The 15,180-nt window shown below is 43.8% G+C and carries 17 protein-coding genes and 1 other annotated feature; of the genes, 8 read left to right on the plus strand and 9 right to left on the minus strand.

Annotated elements, in window-relative coordinates; genetic code table 11:
• Positions 1-78: 78 nt before the first annotated feature.
• The 5 genes from P400_RS0109665 (at position 79) to P400_RS15670 (ending at position 2,866) form a co-directional block, all read left to right on the plus strand.
• Entirely contained in the window at positions 79-1,284 is a 1,206-nt protein-coding gene (locus P400_RS0109665) for a cation:proton antiporter (RefSeq protein ID WP_026825997.1), read from the plus strand.
• 98 nt (positions 1,285-1,382) lie between these two features.
• The gene (locus tag P400_RS0109670) at positions 1,383-1,679 is read left to right on the plus strand and encodes a hypothetical protein (RefSeq protein ID WP_026825998.1); all 297 of its coding nucleotides are present in this window, start codon (positions 1,383-1,385) and stop codon (positions 1,677-1,679) included.
• A 29-nt stretch (positions 1,680-1,708) separates the two neighbouring features.
• Entirely contained in the window at positions 1,709-2,188 is a 480-nt protein-coding gene (locus tag P400_RS0109675; RefSeq protein ID WP_026825999.1) for a helix-turn-helix transcriptional regulator, read from the plus strand.
• Positions 2,172-2,456 carry a hypothetical protein gene (locus P400_RS0109680; RefSeq protein WP_026826000.1) on the plus strand — a complete coding sequence of 95 codons (285 nt, stop codon included), beginning with the start codon at positions 2,172-2,174 and terminating at the stop codon, positions 2,454-2,456. Before P400_RS0109675 ends, P400_RS0109680 begins: the two co-directional genes overlap by 17 nt.
• Before the next feature lie 248 nt (positions 2,457-2,704).
• Positions 2,705-2,866 (plus strand): hypothetical protein, encoded by a 162-nt coding sequence (locus P400_RS15670; protein WP_161634150.1) that lies wholly within the window; start codon positions 2,705-2,707, stop codon positions 2,864-2,866.
• Here P400_RS15670 and P400_RS15380 read toward each other — a convergent pair.
• The gene (locus P400_RS15380; protein ID WP_051545976.1) at positions 2,853-3,617 is read right to left on the minus strand and encodes an AraC family transcriptional regulator; all 765 of its coding nucleotides are present in this window, start codon (positions 3,615-3,617) and stop codon (positions 2,853-2,855) included. The genes P400_RS15670 and P400_RS15380 overlap by 14 nt on opposite strands.
• Positions 3,618-3,744: 127 nt before the next feature.
• On the opposite strand from P400_RS15380, the gene P400_RS0109700 reads away from it, so the two are divergent.
• Positions 3,745-4,983, plus strand: a complete 1,239-nt coding sequence (locus tag P400_RS0109700; protein ID WP_026826002.1) for an MDR family MFS transporter — start codon at positions 3,745-3,747, stop codon at positions 4,981-4,983.
• A gap of 23 nt (positions 4,984-5,006) precedes the next feature.
• Here the strand turns inward: P400_RS0109700 and P400_RS0109705 are convergent, their stop codons facing one another.
• Positions 5,007-6,659 carry a M3 family metallopeptidase gene (locus P400_RS0109705; RefSeq protein WP_026826003.1) on the minus strand — a complete coding sequence of 551 codons (1,653 nt, stop codon included), beginning with the start codon at positions 6,657-6,659 and terminating at the stop codon, positions 5,007-5,009.
• 101 nt (positions 6,660-6,760) lie between these two features.
• Positions 6,761-7,014, plus strand: a binding site (T-box leader).
• Positions 7,015-7,072: 58 nt separating this feature from the next.
• On the opposite strand from P400_RS0109705, the gene P400_RS0109710 reads away from it, so the two are divergent.
• Positions 7,073-8,305, plus strand: a complete 1,233-nt coding sequence (locus P400_RS0109710) for an MFS transporter (RefSeq protein WP_235181847.1) — start codon at positions 7,073-7,075, stop codon at positions 8,303-8,305.
• 16 nt (positions 8,306-8,321) lie between these two features.
• Here P400_RS0109710 and P400_RS0109715 read toward each other — a convergent pair whose 3' ends face one another.
• The 3 genes from P400_RS0109715 to P400_RS0109725 are packed head-to-tail and all read right to left on the minus strand — an operon-like array spanning position 8,322 to position 10,140.
• Positions 8,322-9,224 (minus strand): alpha/beta fold hydrolase, encoded by a 903-nt coding sequence (locus P400_RS0109715; protein ID WP_026826005.1) that lies wholly within the window; start codon positions 9,222-9,224, stop codon positions 8,322-8,324.
• Positions 9,221-9,607, minus strand: a complete 387-nt coding sequence (locus tag P400_RS0109720) for an NUDIX hydrolase (RefSeq protein WP_026826006.1) — start codon at positions 9,605-9,607, stop codon at positions 9,221-9,223. The genes P400_RS0109715 and P400_RS0109720 overlap by 4 nt, the downstream gene beginning before the upstream one ends.
• Complete coding sequence (locus P400_RS0109725) at positions 9,604-10,140, minus strand: Rossmann-fold NAD(P)-binding domain-containing protein (RefSeq protein WP_026826007.1); 537 nt, start codon at positions 10,138-10,140, stop codon at positions 9,604-9,606. The genes P400_RS0109720 and P400_RS0109725 overlap by 4 nt, the downstream gene beginning before the upstream one ends.
• Positions 10,141-10,358: 218 nt before the next feature.
• Here P400_RS0109725 and P400_RS0109730 point away from each other — a divergent pair, with 218 nt between their 5' ends.
• On the plus strand, positions 10,359-11,168 hold the full coding sequence (locus P400_RS0109730) for a GGDEF domain-containing protein (RefSeq protein WP_026826008.1): 810 nt from the start codon (positions 10,359-10,361) through the stop codon (positions 11,166-11,168).
• A gap of 21 nt (positions 11,169-11,189) precedes the next feature.
• Here the strand turns inward: P400_RS0109730 and P400_RS0109735 are convergent, their stop codons facing one another.
• The 4 genes from P400_RS0109735 to P400_RS0109750 all read right to left on the minus strand — a co-directional run bounded on the left by P400_RS0109735 (position 11,190) and on the right by P400_RS0109750 (position 15,060).
• The gene (locus P400_RS0109735; RefSeq protein WP_026826009.1) at positions 11,190-11,879 is read right to left on the minus strand and encodes a VOC family protein; all 690 of its coding nucleotides are present in this window, start codon (positions 11,877-11,879) and stop codon (positions 11,190-11,192) included.
• A gap of 263 nt (positions 11,880-12,142) precedes the next feature.
• The gene (locus P400_RS0109740) at positions 12,143-13,054 is read right to left on the minus strand and encodes an NAD(P)-dependent alcohol dehydrogenase (protein ID WP_026826010.1); all 912 of its coding nucleotides are present in this window, start codon (positions 13,052-13,054) and stop codon (positions 12,143-12,145) included.
• 105 nt (positions 13,055-13,159) lie between these two features.
• Complete coding sequence (locus P400_RS0109745; protein WP_026826011.1) at positions 13,160-14,200, minus strand: ABC transporter permease; 1,041 nt, start codon at positions 14,198-14,200, stop codon at positions 13,160-13,162.
• The gene (locus P400_RS0109750) at positions 14,200-15,060 is read right to left on the minus strand and encodes an ABC transporter permease subunit (RefSeq protein ID WP_026826012.1); all 861 of its coding nucleotides are present in this window, start codon (positions 15,058-15,060) and stop codon (positions 14,200-14,202) included. The genes P400_RS0109745 and P400_RS0109750 overlap by 1 nt, the downstream gene beginning before the upstream one ends.
• Between the last annotated feature and the right edge of the window lie 120 nt (positions 15,061-15,180).

Raw genomic sequence — 15,180 nt, forward strand, 5'->3', positions numbered from 1 at the left:
TATTCCACAATTCTCGTTTGATTAGACCTTGAATGGGAAGATAGTGTATAGCATGTTGATGTAGAGGAGGACGTCGTCATGATCGCGCAACAGGTCATCACATTACTACTCATTGGCTATCTCATTTATTTGATTGATTCCAAACGAAATTACTTCCCTGTCCCGGTCATCTTGGTCTTGATTGGGATTGGACTATCTTATATCACTTTCTTTGATTCCGTATTCATTACGAAAGATATGATTTTTGAAGTGTTCCTGCCGGCTTTACTTTTTACGTCGGCCTATCAATTTAAGTATAACGACTTGAAAGATAACTTTGGGATCATCGCGATATTGAGTACGGTCGGTCTTGTCTTGACCGCCATCTTGATGGGATATGGCACGTTTTGGATCAGCGAGCTCTTCACCCCGCTCACGTTGACCGCTTCCTTCTTATTAGCGTCCATCTTGATTCCGACCGACCCCGTTTCCGTGACTGCGATTTTAAAACGGAGTAAAGGGGAGAAGCGGATTGCGGACGTCGTCGAAGGCGAATCGATGGTGAACGATGGGACGAGTGTCGTCATCTTCACAATCTTTCTCAGTATGTTCGCGACTGGAGAACGATTCTCCACGCTCAGCTTTTTAACTGATTTTTTGATTGTGTCTGCTGGTGGGATCGGTATTGGCTTCATTTCTGGATTTTTACTTAAGAAATTGATGATTGTCAGCTTTAAAAAGCATGAGCTCGTCATGTTGACGATCGTGACTGCATATGGCGCCTTCTATCTCGCCGATGCGCTAGAAGTGTCTGGTGTCCTCGCAACGGTGACAGCAGGTATGATGTTGTCACACGAACTCGGAACAAAAGCGGATTACGAATCGGTCAAGCGTCATCTTGATGGTTTCTGGGATATCGTCATTCCGATATTGCTCGCCCTCTTGTTCTTATTGATTGGAATCGAGGCGACCAGCTATTTGTCTGTATCTCTCTGGACGTTCGCTGTTCTTTTATTCTTACTTTCAATCGTGACCCGGTTTATCGTCGTCGGCGGTCTAGTTTATACCGTTCCCGAATGGCGTAGAGAATTTAAAGACGATTTGACAGCGACTTCTCTCCTTACTTGGTCCGGGATTAAAGGAACGATGTCGATTGCCCTCGTCCTCTGGCTAGAGGCAGAGAACATTAACGGCTCGAGCGAAATGATATCTCTCGCGTTTGCCGTCATTCTTCTCTCTCTTGTGCTACAAAGCATCGGCGTCTATCCACTGACGACATATTTAACGAATAAACATGACGAGTGACGGAACCCTTCCTTAGAGAAGGGTTTTTTAGATTCTGAAATTGACATTGTCCACTTTTAGTGTAAAATTACACTTGTAATATACTAGGAGGTGATTTGTTGGAAAATACTTCAACACCATCCGCTGCCATTTCTACTGGAGTGGTGACGATTGTACTTGCTCTTGTTGCATCATATCTTACTCCATCGTTCTTGAAAGTCGGAATCATCTGGGATCTCGCCGCTTTCTTAGTCATCGGCATTGCGACATTCAGTTTTACATACCATTTTTATCAATCGAAACGGTTGTCCTATTGGCAATACATTTGCTGTTATGTCATCGTTTGTCTCTTTTTATTCACCGTGTTTCTCGGAATCTCGTGGATCTTGATTTTCATTAGCTCAGCGACGCTGTAATTCAGACAAACAGGAAGGAAGGAGCGCTTATGCAAAAATCCGAATTTATTGAACAAGTCTCTCGAAAAATGAAATTGATTCGTATCGAATCCCAGCATTCACAGGAAGAGATGGCGAACTTACTCGGCATATCCAAAAAAACGCTCATTCAAATCGAGAAGGAGCGGAATGAAGCGAGTTGGTCGACGGTTGTGACGCTATGCGCGCTGTTCAATGAGAGTGAGGTTCTCATACACCTAATTGGTGACGATCCTGTCGAGTTCGTCAAACTGATCGCAACCGCGAACACATACGAACCGAAAGAAAAGACGCTCGGCGGACGTGTTTTTTGGCACGAAATCGAGGAAGGTCCCCACTTCACTCTTCAGCAAAATATCATCAGCGGACATTATCGGATCATCGATCTCAACCATGTGAGGTGGTACAGCACGTTTGATGCAGAGGATGCCGAACAGGTACGATTGAAGTTGGAACATCAGCAAGAGGTGTCAGATGACGCGAAAGCGTAAAGATTTGATGATGGCTTTCAGTCTAATCGTGATGACAATCGCTTATTTTTGGCTGATTCCGAATGTAATGACTGGTTCCATTTGGTTTATCGGCACAATCATTTTGCTCGTCCTCTCTTCGCTTTATTTGACACGCTTGATTCAATCATACGTTCCACTTTCTTTGATGAAATTCGTCCTGATTAGCGTGATTTCTTTCCTTGTACTTTGCTGCTTGTTGATCATTTTATTTTATAAAGTGGCTCTTTACCAGATGAATCATCTATAACGAATTGGAGGTTTTCACATGCGATTTTATGTCGGTTCAAGCTTTTCAAATATCGAAGACGTACGGTTCATGTGTAATGAGCTGATTGCGCTCGGCCACACCCACACGTATGACTACGCGCCGCTTCAATTGATGCGTTACGCTCGATTGGCGAAGAAGAGGTTTCTGGAATTCAATCAGCGGACTTCGTCGTCATCCTCTTGCCTGGAGGTAAAGGCGCACATGTTGAACTCGGGATTGCTCTCGGGATGAATAAACACGTTTTCCTATACGATTTGGGTGACCAGATGATGAATATGAAGGAGACGAGCACGTTTTATCATGTGGATGCAGTACAACGCTTGAAGGGACCGTTCAACGCCCTCCCCCACCAAATTCAAGATCGATTGAAGCTCTCTAATCACGTTTGAGCTGATGCCCTTTATTCTCACGGAATCGAGCCGGGGTGCAGCCTACCCATTCCGTGAAATGCTTGTTCAGTTGAGCCGAACTATTGAATCCGACTTCTTGGCTGATTGCGAGTAGTGTAAGATTCGAATAGCGAAGGAGCGACTTCGCATGAATCAGGCGTTGTCTCGTGATGTATTGATACGGCGTCTGACCGATTCGCTCTCGAAAGTTCCGTATGAACTGATACTTACTTTGATGGACGATTCGACTCAATTCTTCGATGCGAAGCTCCGTATGATAAGAATCATGAATGACACGCAAAACCGGTGCAAATAAGTCTTCATCATCTAAAGAAGTGTGGATGAGGTGACTCTGAATGAACGTCATCACATCATCTGTAATATCAATCTCTAAAAATCCTCGACTTGACCACTCCCCTAACAGTCTTCTTGTCGACATGACCGCTATGGAAGGAAACATTGGATTGACCCTGTTTTCAAACCCGTTCAATCGACTCGCAATAAACCGAAAACTCACATAAGTCGTTTCAGTTGAATCAGCGAATAGTCGATAGGACTGATTCGGTTGAACCACAATCGATTCGCTGTCTTGGAGACGATATTCGAATGCATCCACCTCAATCCCAATTTTCCCTTCCAACACGAGCACCCAGACGATGTCTTCTTTGCTCTCTTCTCTTTCTGTCGTCCAATCCCCACTAGAGGAGACGTAACGTATGACGACGTCAGGCAGTGTAAATAATTGTTCCATATACCCCTCCAGATTATTGCGCAAAAATCGAGCAATATAGTGCACGATGATTCACTTCAAATCACGCATACTGTTCATAACAGTTAAGCGGCCACTTCACTGACCTTATGAAAAGATGGTGATTCACATGTTTCAATCGCTTCATCCTAACCTAAAAGTAAGACTTGGCTTGAACTTCTTTCAAAAGCTGACTCAAACCGCCGTATTCCCTTTTTTGACGATTTATTTTGTTCGCCAGTTCGGTGCAACCGAGACCGGACCGCTCATCGTCTTGACGATGATTGCCTCATTCATCGCAAGTCTCTATGGAGGCCATCTGTCCGATCGTTACGGAAGAAAGCGAATTCTCTTCATCGGAGAAGTACTACGTTTCGCATGTTATATCGGTATGGCAATCGCATGTTCTCAAGTAATCGACAGTGCCGTTTTATTATTTATCTTTTTCTTTTTTAGTAATCTCTTGAGTAGTGCCATCACGCCAGCAAACGAAGCCATCTTAATCGATGATAGCCGACCCGAGCAGCGAAAATATTTGTATACACTCAGTTACTGGCTCATGAACGGGTCCATCGTCATCGGTAGCCTAATCGGCGGCTTTTTCTTCGAACAGCATCTCTTCTACTTGTTAGTATCGGCAGCCATTCTTTCATTCGGATGTGTCTTCCTGATTTCCTTCAAACTCGAAGACAACTATAAACCTTTTCCGCGTAAAGGACAGAACCCCACTGGTGTATGGACGGGATACCAGACGGTCATGAGGAACCAACTCTTTTTGAAATACCTCGTCGCAGGTATTTTGACGTTGTCATTAGAGTTGCAGCTTACGCATTATCTCGCGATTCACTTTGCTGAAACGTTACACGCTGTCCCGTTCTTCCATTTCTCACTAGATGGGACGAGTGTTCTCGGATTGCTTCGAGCGGAGAATACGATTCTCGTGTTACTGCTCGGTCTCGTTTTGATGCGTTGGACTAAATCCATCTCTGAACGTGCGCTACTATACACGGGTGTCACACTGTTCAGTCTTGGATTCGCCATCTTACCGGTTTCACATGATCTTTCCATGTTAGTAATCGGTACGGCTTGTTTCACGTTTGGAGAACTGCTATATGTACCCATCCACCAAGCCATACTAGTTCGACTCATAGAAGACCATCTCCGCAGTCAATACTTGGCCGTGAATGGTCTACGTTACCGAGGCGCGCTTCTAATCGGCGCAATCAGTGTATCGGCTTATGAATTCGTGTCACCCATTTGGATGACCATGACGTATATTGGCTTTGGCATATTCGCAATCTTCTTCTATCGCTCAATTTTAAAACAACTGAATGAATTACCGACTATAATTAAACACCAAGCCTCTTAGTCATATGAACATTCATGTCTGATTCAATCGATTTTATTCAGTTGCTTCACTAGCTGTTCGATTTCAGCATTTAAGAAATCAGTCAACTCGACCAATTCTTCCTCAGATGGAAACAAGGATACGCCTGCTACTCGATAAGTTTCAAGGACAGAAGCAGTACCACCTAAAGCTAATGCTTTCCTATACTTTTTCAGAGTGTTGACTGGATGTTGCTTGTACTGCATGTACATGCGAAGTGCAGCAATCTGAGCGAGCGCATATTCTATGTAATAGAATGGTGTTTCAAAAAGATGAATGACACGCATCCACTGTTTACCCTTTACATCGCTCACATCGTTCCAATCAATCAAATCTGTATCGTATTGATCAACCAAGCGTTTGAAGATATCATCAAATGAATCTATATTCTTTTCTAGATCATATAGATTGTGTTGAAACCGATCCACGATGAAAACACTTGGCAAAAATTCGATAATCAATCGAAAATGTTCCAGTTTAGCTTGAATTAAAGCTCGTTCATCTGAAAAGATAGTTGTCCAATGGTCCATCGAAAATAGCTCTAGTGACATGGCTGCGAATTCGCCGACTTCAAACGAAATGGTTTGCGCTTCGAAAAATAGGTGTTGCTGTGAGAAATCATGGTGGATGGCGTGACCCATTTCATGCAATAACACAATGTAGTCATCAAATCCGCCGAAACGGTTCATAAAAATGAAAGATGATTTTGAGTCAGGTAAAGATTCACAAAATCCACCTTCCGCTTTATTCGGTCGAGGTGATAGATCGAGATGGCCCTTCGCACGCATGTCAATAAACAGTTTTTCAAAGTAAGGATCGATTTCATTCAAGATTCGTTCCGTTCCATCGATTAATTCATTCGACGAAACAGATAGATTGTGATCATCCGAAAAAGGAGAAATCAATGAATCCCATGGCGAAAGTTTCGATTTCTTCAACTTCTTTGTCTGTAGCTGCTGGAATGAGCGGCGAAGTGGCTTAACATGTTCACTCACTTGATTCGCAAATCTTATACATTCCTCAGGTCCATAATCTAAACGTCCTAGTTTCATGAAGGCTAGTTCACGGTAACTCTTATCATTTAAGCGTTGTGCCTGCTGTTCCCGATTTTGAATAAGACTTTTCAAGCATTCATTAATGACATCTTCTTTTGAGACATACGCTTTATACATATGCGTAAAAGCCTGTTTTCGGATGGCTTCGTCAACATCGTATAGGTCTCCTTGAAGTTCCACAATCGATCTAGAATCATCTGTCGGGTCAGTCAATTGACCGATTGCTTGCATATATCTCTGTATGAGTTGATCCTCTTCAATCAATAAATTAACATTCTCTTCATGATAAAGACTCATCCGATTTCGCATTAGGCGAGTGACATGATGCTCATCCTCTATAGACTGTAAGGTAATTCGTGAAACATGTCTTTTGAGTTCATTGAGTGCAGGTTTTATAACGATTTGAACATGATGTTGTCTTTGATTTGCTTCTTCGTTATCGATGTCTCGCTGAAGGTCAATATAGCTCTTTGTGACGTATTCATCATATTTCCCAATCAATGCTGAATGTTTCGAAATGAAGCCATCTAACTGATTGGAATCAATTTTATGAACAGTCGCAAGTACTTGGTTCGTCTCTTTTATTTCTTTATAGTTAATCAACACTGCACCTCAATTCTTAATTAACTTTCTATATTATGGTTATAACCGAAATTTTTGTTTCCAATTTTTTCACAATATGCTATCCTTACGAAAATGATCTGATAAACGCGATGAAGAGAACAGTACATCAATGAATCTTTCGTAGAGAGCCCCGTCCGGTGAAAAGGGGTAAAGAGGATTGATCGAAACAAGACTCCGAGCAGCGCTATGGAACTCACCCCGAGGGATATGGCGACGGGCACTCCCGTTATAGAGTTGAGGTATAGTCCGACTCGTTCGGCAGTACCGAACAAGGTTCGTGCGGTGACGTGCGGACGAACAGGGGTGGCACCACGATGAGAATCTCGTCCCCAAGAATTCGTTCTTGGGGGTGGGATTTTTTTTCGTGCCGAAAGTGATCAAAAATAGAAGGAGTGATACGCTTGAAATCGTTTCGAAAAACCTCTGCGCTACTGCTCGTCAGTGTCGGAATCTCAAATCTCGGTGCCTGGGTATACTTTATTGCGCTCAACTTGATTGTACTTGAGATGACGGGATCCCCTTTCGCCGTATCGATTCTCTATGTATTAGTCCCACTCGCATCGCTCATCTCCAATCTTTGGTCAGGTAGCCTGATTGACCGGGTCGATACGAGGCGACTGATGATGTTACTCGATGGTCTACGTGCGAGCCTCGTATTCAGCTTAGGCTGGATCGAGTCACTGTGGCTCATCTACGGGATCGTCTTTCTTCTCAACGTTATGAGCTCGTTATTCGAATCATCGAGTCTGGTCTACATGACGCGACTCGTACCTGCCTCGAATCGACAAAAGTTCAATGCGATGAAGAACTTTGTACAGTCATCCGGGTTTATTTTAGGTCCAACAATTGCCGGACTACTCTTCCTAGTTGGGAGTCCAACAACCGCAATTTTCGTGAACGCGTTCGCACTCGTTGTCTCGGTCGCTATGCTATCGCGCCTTCCATCTCATCTTCGAGTAGAAGCGTCTGTTGAACCATTCTCTATTCGGATGATTATTGACGATTGGAAGGTCGTTATCCGATTCGCTTCGAATGCCAGATATGTGACGCTCATTTATGGATTGTTCTGTCTCATGACCATCTTCATGTCTGGACTCGATTCGTTGGAAGCGTCATTTGCGACCCAAGTCCTTCACTTGTCTGAGAGCCGATATGGGTTTCTCGTCAGTATCGCTGGGATTGGGATTATCGTTGGATCACTCATCAATTCAAGATGGAGTCACCGTTTATCCTTATCGTTTTGTATCGGATTCGGGGCAATCATGACCCCGGTCGGCTATCTCCTGTTCGCAGGCTCTTCTTCGTTCACGATAGCTTCCATCGGATTTTTTATTCTTACGTTCGCGCTTGCGTTCGCCAATACCGGATTTTTGTCATTCTATCAACACCATGTTCCTGTCGAAATCATGGGTCGGTTCTCGGGCGTTATCAATGTGGCAGAGTCGCTACTCGTCATCGTCCTCACATTCGGGATTGGACTCCTTGCCGAAATGATTGGGATTCGCCCGGTCTATCTCGCATTCTCGATTGCCTTCTTCCTAATCGGTTGTTACACGATGTATGTCATGCGCGATCCTTTGAAACGGGAGTATTTCACTCAAAATCAAATTGAAGAAGCGTCTTGATTCATGAGCCGGTCGTTTAAATGCGACTGGCTCGTTCGATTCGATGTATGGCCTCGATGATAATGTCTGGTCGTTGCAAGTGAATTTGGTGTCCTGCATTCTCCGCGATGATGAGTTCCGATTGATTCGATAAACTCAATTGTTGATGAATGAGTTCATGCCATGTCTCTTCTAGTAAGCGAATTTCTGACTCAGGCACCCCTCCATTTATTCCTTCCTGAATCATCGCTTCATGGTCTCTGCCGATGACAATTAACGGAATCGATGAAAAAGTGCCCATTTGTTTGATGATCGCGGCGTCATCACACCAGAACGATTCTTCTTCCAACATCGTTTTATACAATTGCGGAGATTGATAAAATCGTTTAAGACGTGCGCGTGCATCTGATGATAAGCCTTGTTGCTCAAGTGAAAGTTCTGGCTGATGAACTTTCACTAGTTCTTCTTTTGAAAGGATTGCATAGGAATGGCACATCGTCCGCCAATCTTCATCTGAATATTGACGGTCCATCACCGGGGTTTCTATGTCGTCTAATATAGAAAAATCATGGGAAGTAGAATCGACGAGTACGATGCCTCCTACTCTATTCGGAAAAACTTTGGCCATGTGTTGCGCGCACAGACCTCCGTAAGAATGACCGACTAATATGATTGGTTGATTTAGCTGAAGGGTATTCAATAATTCAGTACATTCAAAAAGATGAGATGACGTTCGACTCGAACGCCTATTCATCTCACTCTCACCATAACCGGAACGATGATAAAGTAATACTTGATACGACTCACTTAATTGTTCAGAAAGAGAAACCCACTCTTCGAATGAACCTCCCATACCTGTCGTGATCACGATAAGGCGTTCCCCTGAACCGAATAACCGATATTCCATGTGATGTCCATTGACTTCAATCAAACTATTCATATACTCCACCGTTTAATCAGCTCAAGATCCTCTGGAAATGCAAGTTCCAATCGCTCTATTTCATGAATCGACCACCATTTGACTTCATCGATGTCCGAGTCGATAGTTGCGGTCGCCATCCGCTCGTCACACGTTGCCGAAAAATAGTGCGTTTCGACTCGATAACTTGAGATGATAGCTCGTTTGATATGTAGTCGTTGATCAATCGAAATGCGATAGCCCGTCTCTTCTAACACTTCACGCAGACAACATTGTTCCGGCGTTTCCCCATCTTCTAAACCACCTGATGGCAAACTCCATTGTTGTACGTCACGATTCTTTACGAACAGGACTTTCTTTTCTTCGTTCATACATAAAGCAGCTGATCCAATCCACTGTTTCATCCATTCATACCTCCCTTATTTACCAATTGACCGATTAATTGATAATCGGATGAGTGCTCAATGGCGTCAATCACACCGTGTACAATTTCCTCATGCGTCAACCAGCGTAAGTTTCCTGCATCATGTTTCGCACCTAATTGAACTTGTCGATATGTTTGTTGTTCATGTATATATAAAGCGCCCTTCTCATACTCCGGATTCGCCCGGCTACCTAAAATATGTATCACCTCTGCAGTCTCCGAATGATCCAAAATGAGTTGCATCGCTCTCCCTGAGCCACGATGCACCCAGGCGATGACTCGATCAAACGGACCGTTTTGTTTCACTGCTCGCTGTAGTGCGTTTGAAAGTACTTCTTCCTCGCGATAGTCAACAATCAGTGGATGACACGTTTCAGGATTCTGTTTTACGATGCTTGCCATTTTTTCTTTATCCCGTCCAATGACCGTGACATCATGTTCGATCGCTAAATAAGATGTGAGTCCTGCCAACATCCCCGTCCCCCCGACGAGCAATATGTGTTTTCGATTCATGCCATCACCTCGATTTCCATTATACACCAATCATTCATTCTTCTTTTCGTAAAGAAGTGTTCGGAAACATTCACGTCTTTTCAAAAATAAGCCTTTCATAACAGGATGAATCACTTATAATGAATCAAGTGTTTGAATCGGTTTGAACAATCACTATTTCGGAAAATGGATAATAGTGTTACTATTGCAATATATTTCTTTCAAGAGGGAGGATACTTATGAGACTATGGACAGCGATGTCACTACAACTGATTGCACTCATCGTTGTATCGTTGACATGTAGTATTCTATTTTCCTCTCTGTTGATCGTGAATCATCTACCTGTTTGGTGGATGATCTGTATTCCGATTCTTTATCTTTCAACTTTGCTCATACATCGCGGGTCTGGTGTACTCGTTCTATTAGGATTCGCAGCTTACTTTTTAATCAACATGCCTGTGTATGCGACGGCCGCTACCGCGCAACTATACATTTTATTACTATTAGCGGTTTTGACGGGTTTGTCTTACTGGCTACAAGTCAACCTGTTTCATGCCCAGTTTTCACTAAAGGTTGCGGAAGCGAGAGTCAGTCAGTTGATTGCAATCGACCCGGAGACCGGTTTTGATAACCGAGATCGGTTTTTGATGGATGTAGAGGCTGAACGGGATCGGTTGATTCGCCACGGTGAAACGTTCGTGGTGGCATTCATCACATTGCCGATTCTCGATGATTTTGAGAAACGGTACGGTTCAAGTGAATATGAGTGGTTTTTGGACTATTTTAGTGACGAGCTGCATGAAGCGACTCGACGAACAGATAAGAAATATCGGGTTGCACAAGACACGTTCGCCATGATTTTCCCTCGAACCTCCATCGAAAATGCACAAATTGTACATGAACGAATCAGACCATTATTACTAGATTATTCTCTTCAAAATGGCAAAGCTCTTAAAGTTCCATGCTCAGACAAATCGTTTGAGGTGAACTTAGAGAACGCAACCATACGATTAGAAGAAATTCATCGATATGTCGAATCTAAAGACTAAAAAATGAGTTCAATCGTGAACTCATTTTTTGATGGAGTGAATATGAAATTCGTGTTTCTCATCCATTTCGACGATGTATTGTTGACCAAGTACCATCTGAATCGGGCTCGGAATCGACAATTTTGGTGAAAAGAGCCAAACGCGCCCTCGAGGTACGAGCAGAATGTATGTATCGTGATTTGGAGGACCAATGAAGTTTAAATGATGGGGGTCGACTGGGTTACCATCCCTCCGCTCCACACCAATCTTTTCAAACGTTTGAGCGACGAGAGACGGGTCTTCTACCGTCAAACTCATCTCGCCGATTCCAAGAAATTCATTTGACGAAAAGGACTCGATGTTACTTTCCGGATTAATCGAATGTCGAGCAATCAACTCAACGACATTCTCGTCCGCGTCGTAAAAGTAAAGCGATGATGCATCGATTCCTTCAAAATAAATTTCGTCCTCCCCCTCTTCGGTTAAAAGCGGGACACGTGACATGATCCATTCCTTCGCTTCTTTGAACCGGTTAGCCGGAATATTGATTGCGAAATGGTATTGTCGCTCTTGGTCCGTTACTGCCCCTTGAAATATCAAGGTATCTTCCCCTAAGTTGATTCGCAATCGGGTCGAATCTTCGTCAACGACGGATAGTCCAAGCTTTTCCGAATAGAAATGTTTCATTTCGTCAAGCCGGTTCGTGTAAAGTGTAACTTCTGTGATTCTCATGATATTCCTCCTCGGTTACAATTTTGTACTAGGTTCAATTCAATGATAAGTTGTACACTGATGGTATGTGAAATAACATTATTTTATAGGCATGATTCAATAAACATCCCAACCCCGATCGGATTGAAAATGATAGACAAATGATCATGCGTCTTTTATCCATCTAAACCAATAAAGATTTCCCTACACAACAGATATCCGTATTCATGCGTTCCATCCGTTGCACTTGATGGCATCAACAACTCATCCTCTGGTGTTTATTCCTAATTGACTGTCACGATCACATTCCCAAATTTTTTACCTTGTTCGACGTATCGGTGTGCCTCAACAATCTCATCGAGTGGATAAACCGTATCAATGACGGGTTGCAATGCTCCTGATTCAAACAATTCGTTCAAAAATATCAAATCCTCTTTGCGTTCACTCGCCGGTCCCTGTCCCGCAACAGAACTGAATGTCCCGTTCTCGCTCACATGGGCTTTCGCTAATCGTTTATCGATTTTCCCTGAGGCATCAAAGACCACATCATACGTATTTAATTCAAAGTCATACCCCTCTTTCGTATAATCGACGACCACATCAGCCCTGAGTCGCTTCACGAGATCCACGTTCCGCTCGTGACAAACTGCTGTGACATGTACACCAAAATATTTCGCAATCTGAACGGCAGTCGAACCGACAGCACCTGCGCCACCATAAATCAAAACGTTCTTCGCCCGGTCGATGTGTGCCTTCCGTAAAAAATGTAACGAGGTTGTCCCTCCAAATGGAAGTGCCGCCGCCTCAATAAAGCTGGCATGCTCAGGCATCTGAACCACACATTTTGATTCTTTCACACAAGCGAATTCTGCATATCCGCCAAACCGCATTCCCGTGAGCGCATAGACGTTGTCTCCTACTTGAAAACTCTTTACACCGCCACCGACCTCTACCACCACACCTGCCAACACGACACCAAGGATCGGTTGTCTTGGCGCCTTGAACCCCATTACCATTCGCATCGGTAGTTTTCCGAGTGCAGGAACGTCCAGTGCACGAAGTCGCCGATTTCCTGAATGAACGGCCGATGCATGTACTTGAATCAGCAGCTCATTGCTTTTCGGCTTCGGTCGGTCCACTTCTTGGATGACGATCACTTCTGGACCCCCATATGCGGTACAAATCGCAGCTTTCACGTCGATTCACTCCTTTATTGACTAACCACCTCATTCTGTTATATACGTTCCCGCAATCGTGACCGTTCAGTCGATTTGGCACATAAAAAAAACCAGATGATATCTTCAGAGATCATCCGGTTCATTCTTTACTGATAAACTCACATCGACGAGTGAAAACGGATTGTCGAGTGACGCGGCTGCCGCTTCCGATTGTGCAAATTTCATCTCGGTCACCCTCGGTTCTTGGCGACGTAGGCGGAATGCCCGTTCGAGTCGACTCGTCAATACATTAAAGATAAAAATAAGCGCAGCGAGCGCAATCGCCGGGACAAGGAATAGATGATTTGTCATCCATGTCATTGCTGTGAATTGTCTGAAGTAGTATCCAAACATCGAAGACCATTCATAGACGGTCGGCATGATCCCTTCATGTAATAGAACCGTTCCTCCGAAGAAAATCCCAAACAACGAAAGATGAATGAGCAACATGAGCGTCTGCACGAACTGTTGCATAAAGACGATGACAAGCGTCGGAATCAGATGGGGCAAGAGATGTAGTCTCACACGATGCCAGACACTCCCACCAAGCGTCTCGGCAACAATCATGAACTCTTGTTGTAGCAATTGGCGAATCTCAGTGATGAGATATAACGTGACGGCAGGTAGTCCGAGAACGACTAAGACGATTAGCTCGATCTTCACTCGCTCCAATAGTGGAGGTACTTGTGTCGAATCCCAAAATGTCATCGTCGACGCGAGCATCATCAATGCGAGTAAAGAAATCGGTAAAATCAAGAATCCATCGAGCAACGTTTTAAAGAAGTGATTTAATCGTGCTCCGCGGAAAGCAAGCGGAATCCCAACCAATAAACCGATCGTCATGCGCCCAAGCGCGACAATCGCACAAATCCCGACAGTCCACTTAAAACCTTCGACGAACATCTGAAACAAATCATATCCAGCATTATCCGTCCCGAGCCACTGATCTTTTGACGGTTCAAGTGGTGGGATTCCGATGAGTCTCCCCTCATCCGAGTAGAGCATAAGGGTTTGGTCAACGTTCCCATCACGAAGTACGGTATTTCCAAAACTCATCAACAATAGACCGACTACGATGACGAAACAGACGATAAAAATCGGATCACGTAATAATACTCGACGCATCAAATCCCTCCTTTCCAGGCATTCGGAATGATCCACTCAATGAATAGATCCAACAGAAAAATCGGGATATAGATGACGAATAAAATGACGAGCAAGATCTCCATCTGTGGATTGTAGGCGGCGAATCGAAACAGTCCCTGGACGTTAAATAAATATTCGACGATGAGAAGCGTCGATAAGATGGTGATGAGGTTTGAACGAAAAAAGAGGTAAAAGCGATAGATGATGTTCGGCAACAAATGCTTCCAAAATAGTCCACTCGGTCGAATCCCTTTCGCTTGGGCAAGTTCAAGGTAAGGGATGGCCTCTTGTTCATGGATATGGATGGTCAGCCATTTGATAAAAAAGAACAATGTCGTAAGTGTCAAAGTGACAATCGGTAGAAATCGTATGTATTCGGCAAACCCGCCAGCTACTTCAATTCGGTCAAATCCCGTTGCTTTATGTATGGAAATGGCGAGAAACTGTGAAAAGATTAACCAAAATAAATCAGGCACCATCTCAAGCGTCTGACTCGTTTGGTGTAGAACCGTGCGAACACGACTACCGCTACGATAATAGAAGTAGGCATACATGAGACCAAGCATAGTCGACAGGGCGAGTGCTGTCGTAAAAATGATGACCGACTCTTTGACGAGCGGTCCAAGTTCCGGCAACAAAGGTAAATCTGTTTGAGCGGTGATGTTGTAGTATGTAATCTCGTCAAGCTTTTGCAGTTGGTCCAACTGTTGTTGGATGCCGCTCCAGTAATTCGTCAGACTAAAATCGGTCTGAACGACGAGCGTCGGTAAGGCACTAATCGCAATCAAGACAAAAAATGCGATGACAAGATGTGCAGATTTCCGTGCAATATAGCCCATAGTTCTGTCTCCTTTAAATTACTTATCTCAACCAAACGCGTGAAAGGATGTCCGGTATTCTTTCATTTTGTAAAGGGAATTATATCCAAAGACACGTTCTATTGATTCTAGCATAATTAT

This window comes from Exiguobacterium marinum DSM 16307 (assembly GCF_000620845.1).
GTDB lineage: Bacteria > Bacillota > Bacilli > Exiguobacteriales > Exiguobacteriaceae > Exiguobacterium > Exiguobacterium marinum.

Excerpts from the sequence above, each read along its gene's own strand:
- P400_RS0109745 (WP_026826011.1), bottom strand. The coding sequence starts at position 14,200 with ATGCGTCGAGTATTATTACGTGATCCGATTTTTATCGTCTGTTTCGTC.
- P400_RS0109725 (WP_026826007.1), bottom strand. The coding sequence starts at position 10,140 with ATGAATCGAAAACACATATTGCTCGTCGGGGGGACGGGGATGTTGGCA.
- P400_RS0109700 (WP_026826002.1), top strand. The coding sequence starts at position 3,745 with ATGTTTCAATCGCTTCATCCTAACCTAAAAGTAAGACTTGGCTTGAAC.
- P400_RS0109665 (WP_026825997.1), top strand. The coding sequence starts at position 79 with ATGATCGCGCAACAGGTCATCACATTACTACTCATTGGCTATCTCATT.
- P400_RS0109715 (WP_026826005.1), bottom strand. The coding sequence starts at position 9,224 with ATGAATAGTTTGATTGAAGTCAATGGACATCACATGGAATATCGGTTA.
- P400_RS0109680 (WP_026826000.1), top strand. The coding sequence starts at position 2,172 with ATGACGCGAAAGCGTAAAGATTTGATGATGGCTTTCAGTCTAATCGTG.
- P400_RS15670 (WP_161634150.1), top strand. The coding sequence starts at position 2,705 with ATGAATAAACACGTTTTCCTATACGATTTGGGTGACCAGATGATGAAT.
- P400_RS0109730 (WP_026826008.1), top strand. The coding sequence starts at position 10,359 with ATGAGACTATGGACAGCGATGTCACTACAACTGATTGCACTCATCGTT.
- P400_RS0109720 (WP_026826006.1), bottom strand. The coding sequence starts at position 9,607 with ATGAAACAGTGGATTGGATCAGCTGCTTTATGTATGAACGAAGAAAAG.
- P400_RS15380 (WP_051545976.1), bottom strand. The coding sequence starts at position 3,617 with ATGGAACAATTATTTACACTGCCTGACGTCGTCATACGTTACGTCTCC.
- P400_RS0109675 (WP_026825999.1), top strand. The coding sequence starts at position 1,709 with ATGCAAAAATCCGAATTTATTGAACAAGTCTCTCGAAAAATGAAATTG.
- P400_RS0109735 (WP_026826009.1), bottom strand. The coding sequence starts at position 11,879 with ATGAGAATCACAGAAGTTACACTTTACACGAACCGGCTTGACGAAATG.
- P400_RS0109750 (WP_026826012.1), bottom strand. The coding sequence starts at position 15,060 with ATGGGCTATATTGCACGGAAATCTGCACATCTTGTCATCGCATTTTTT.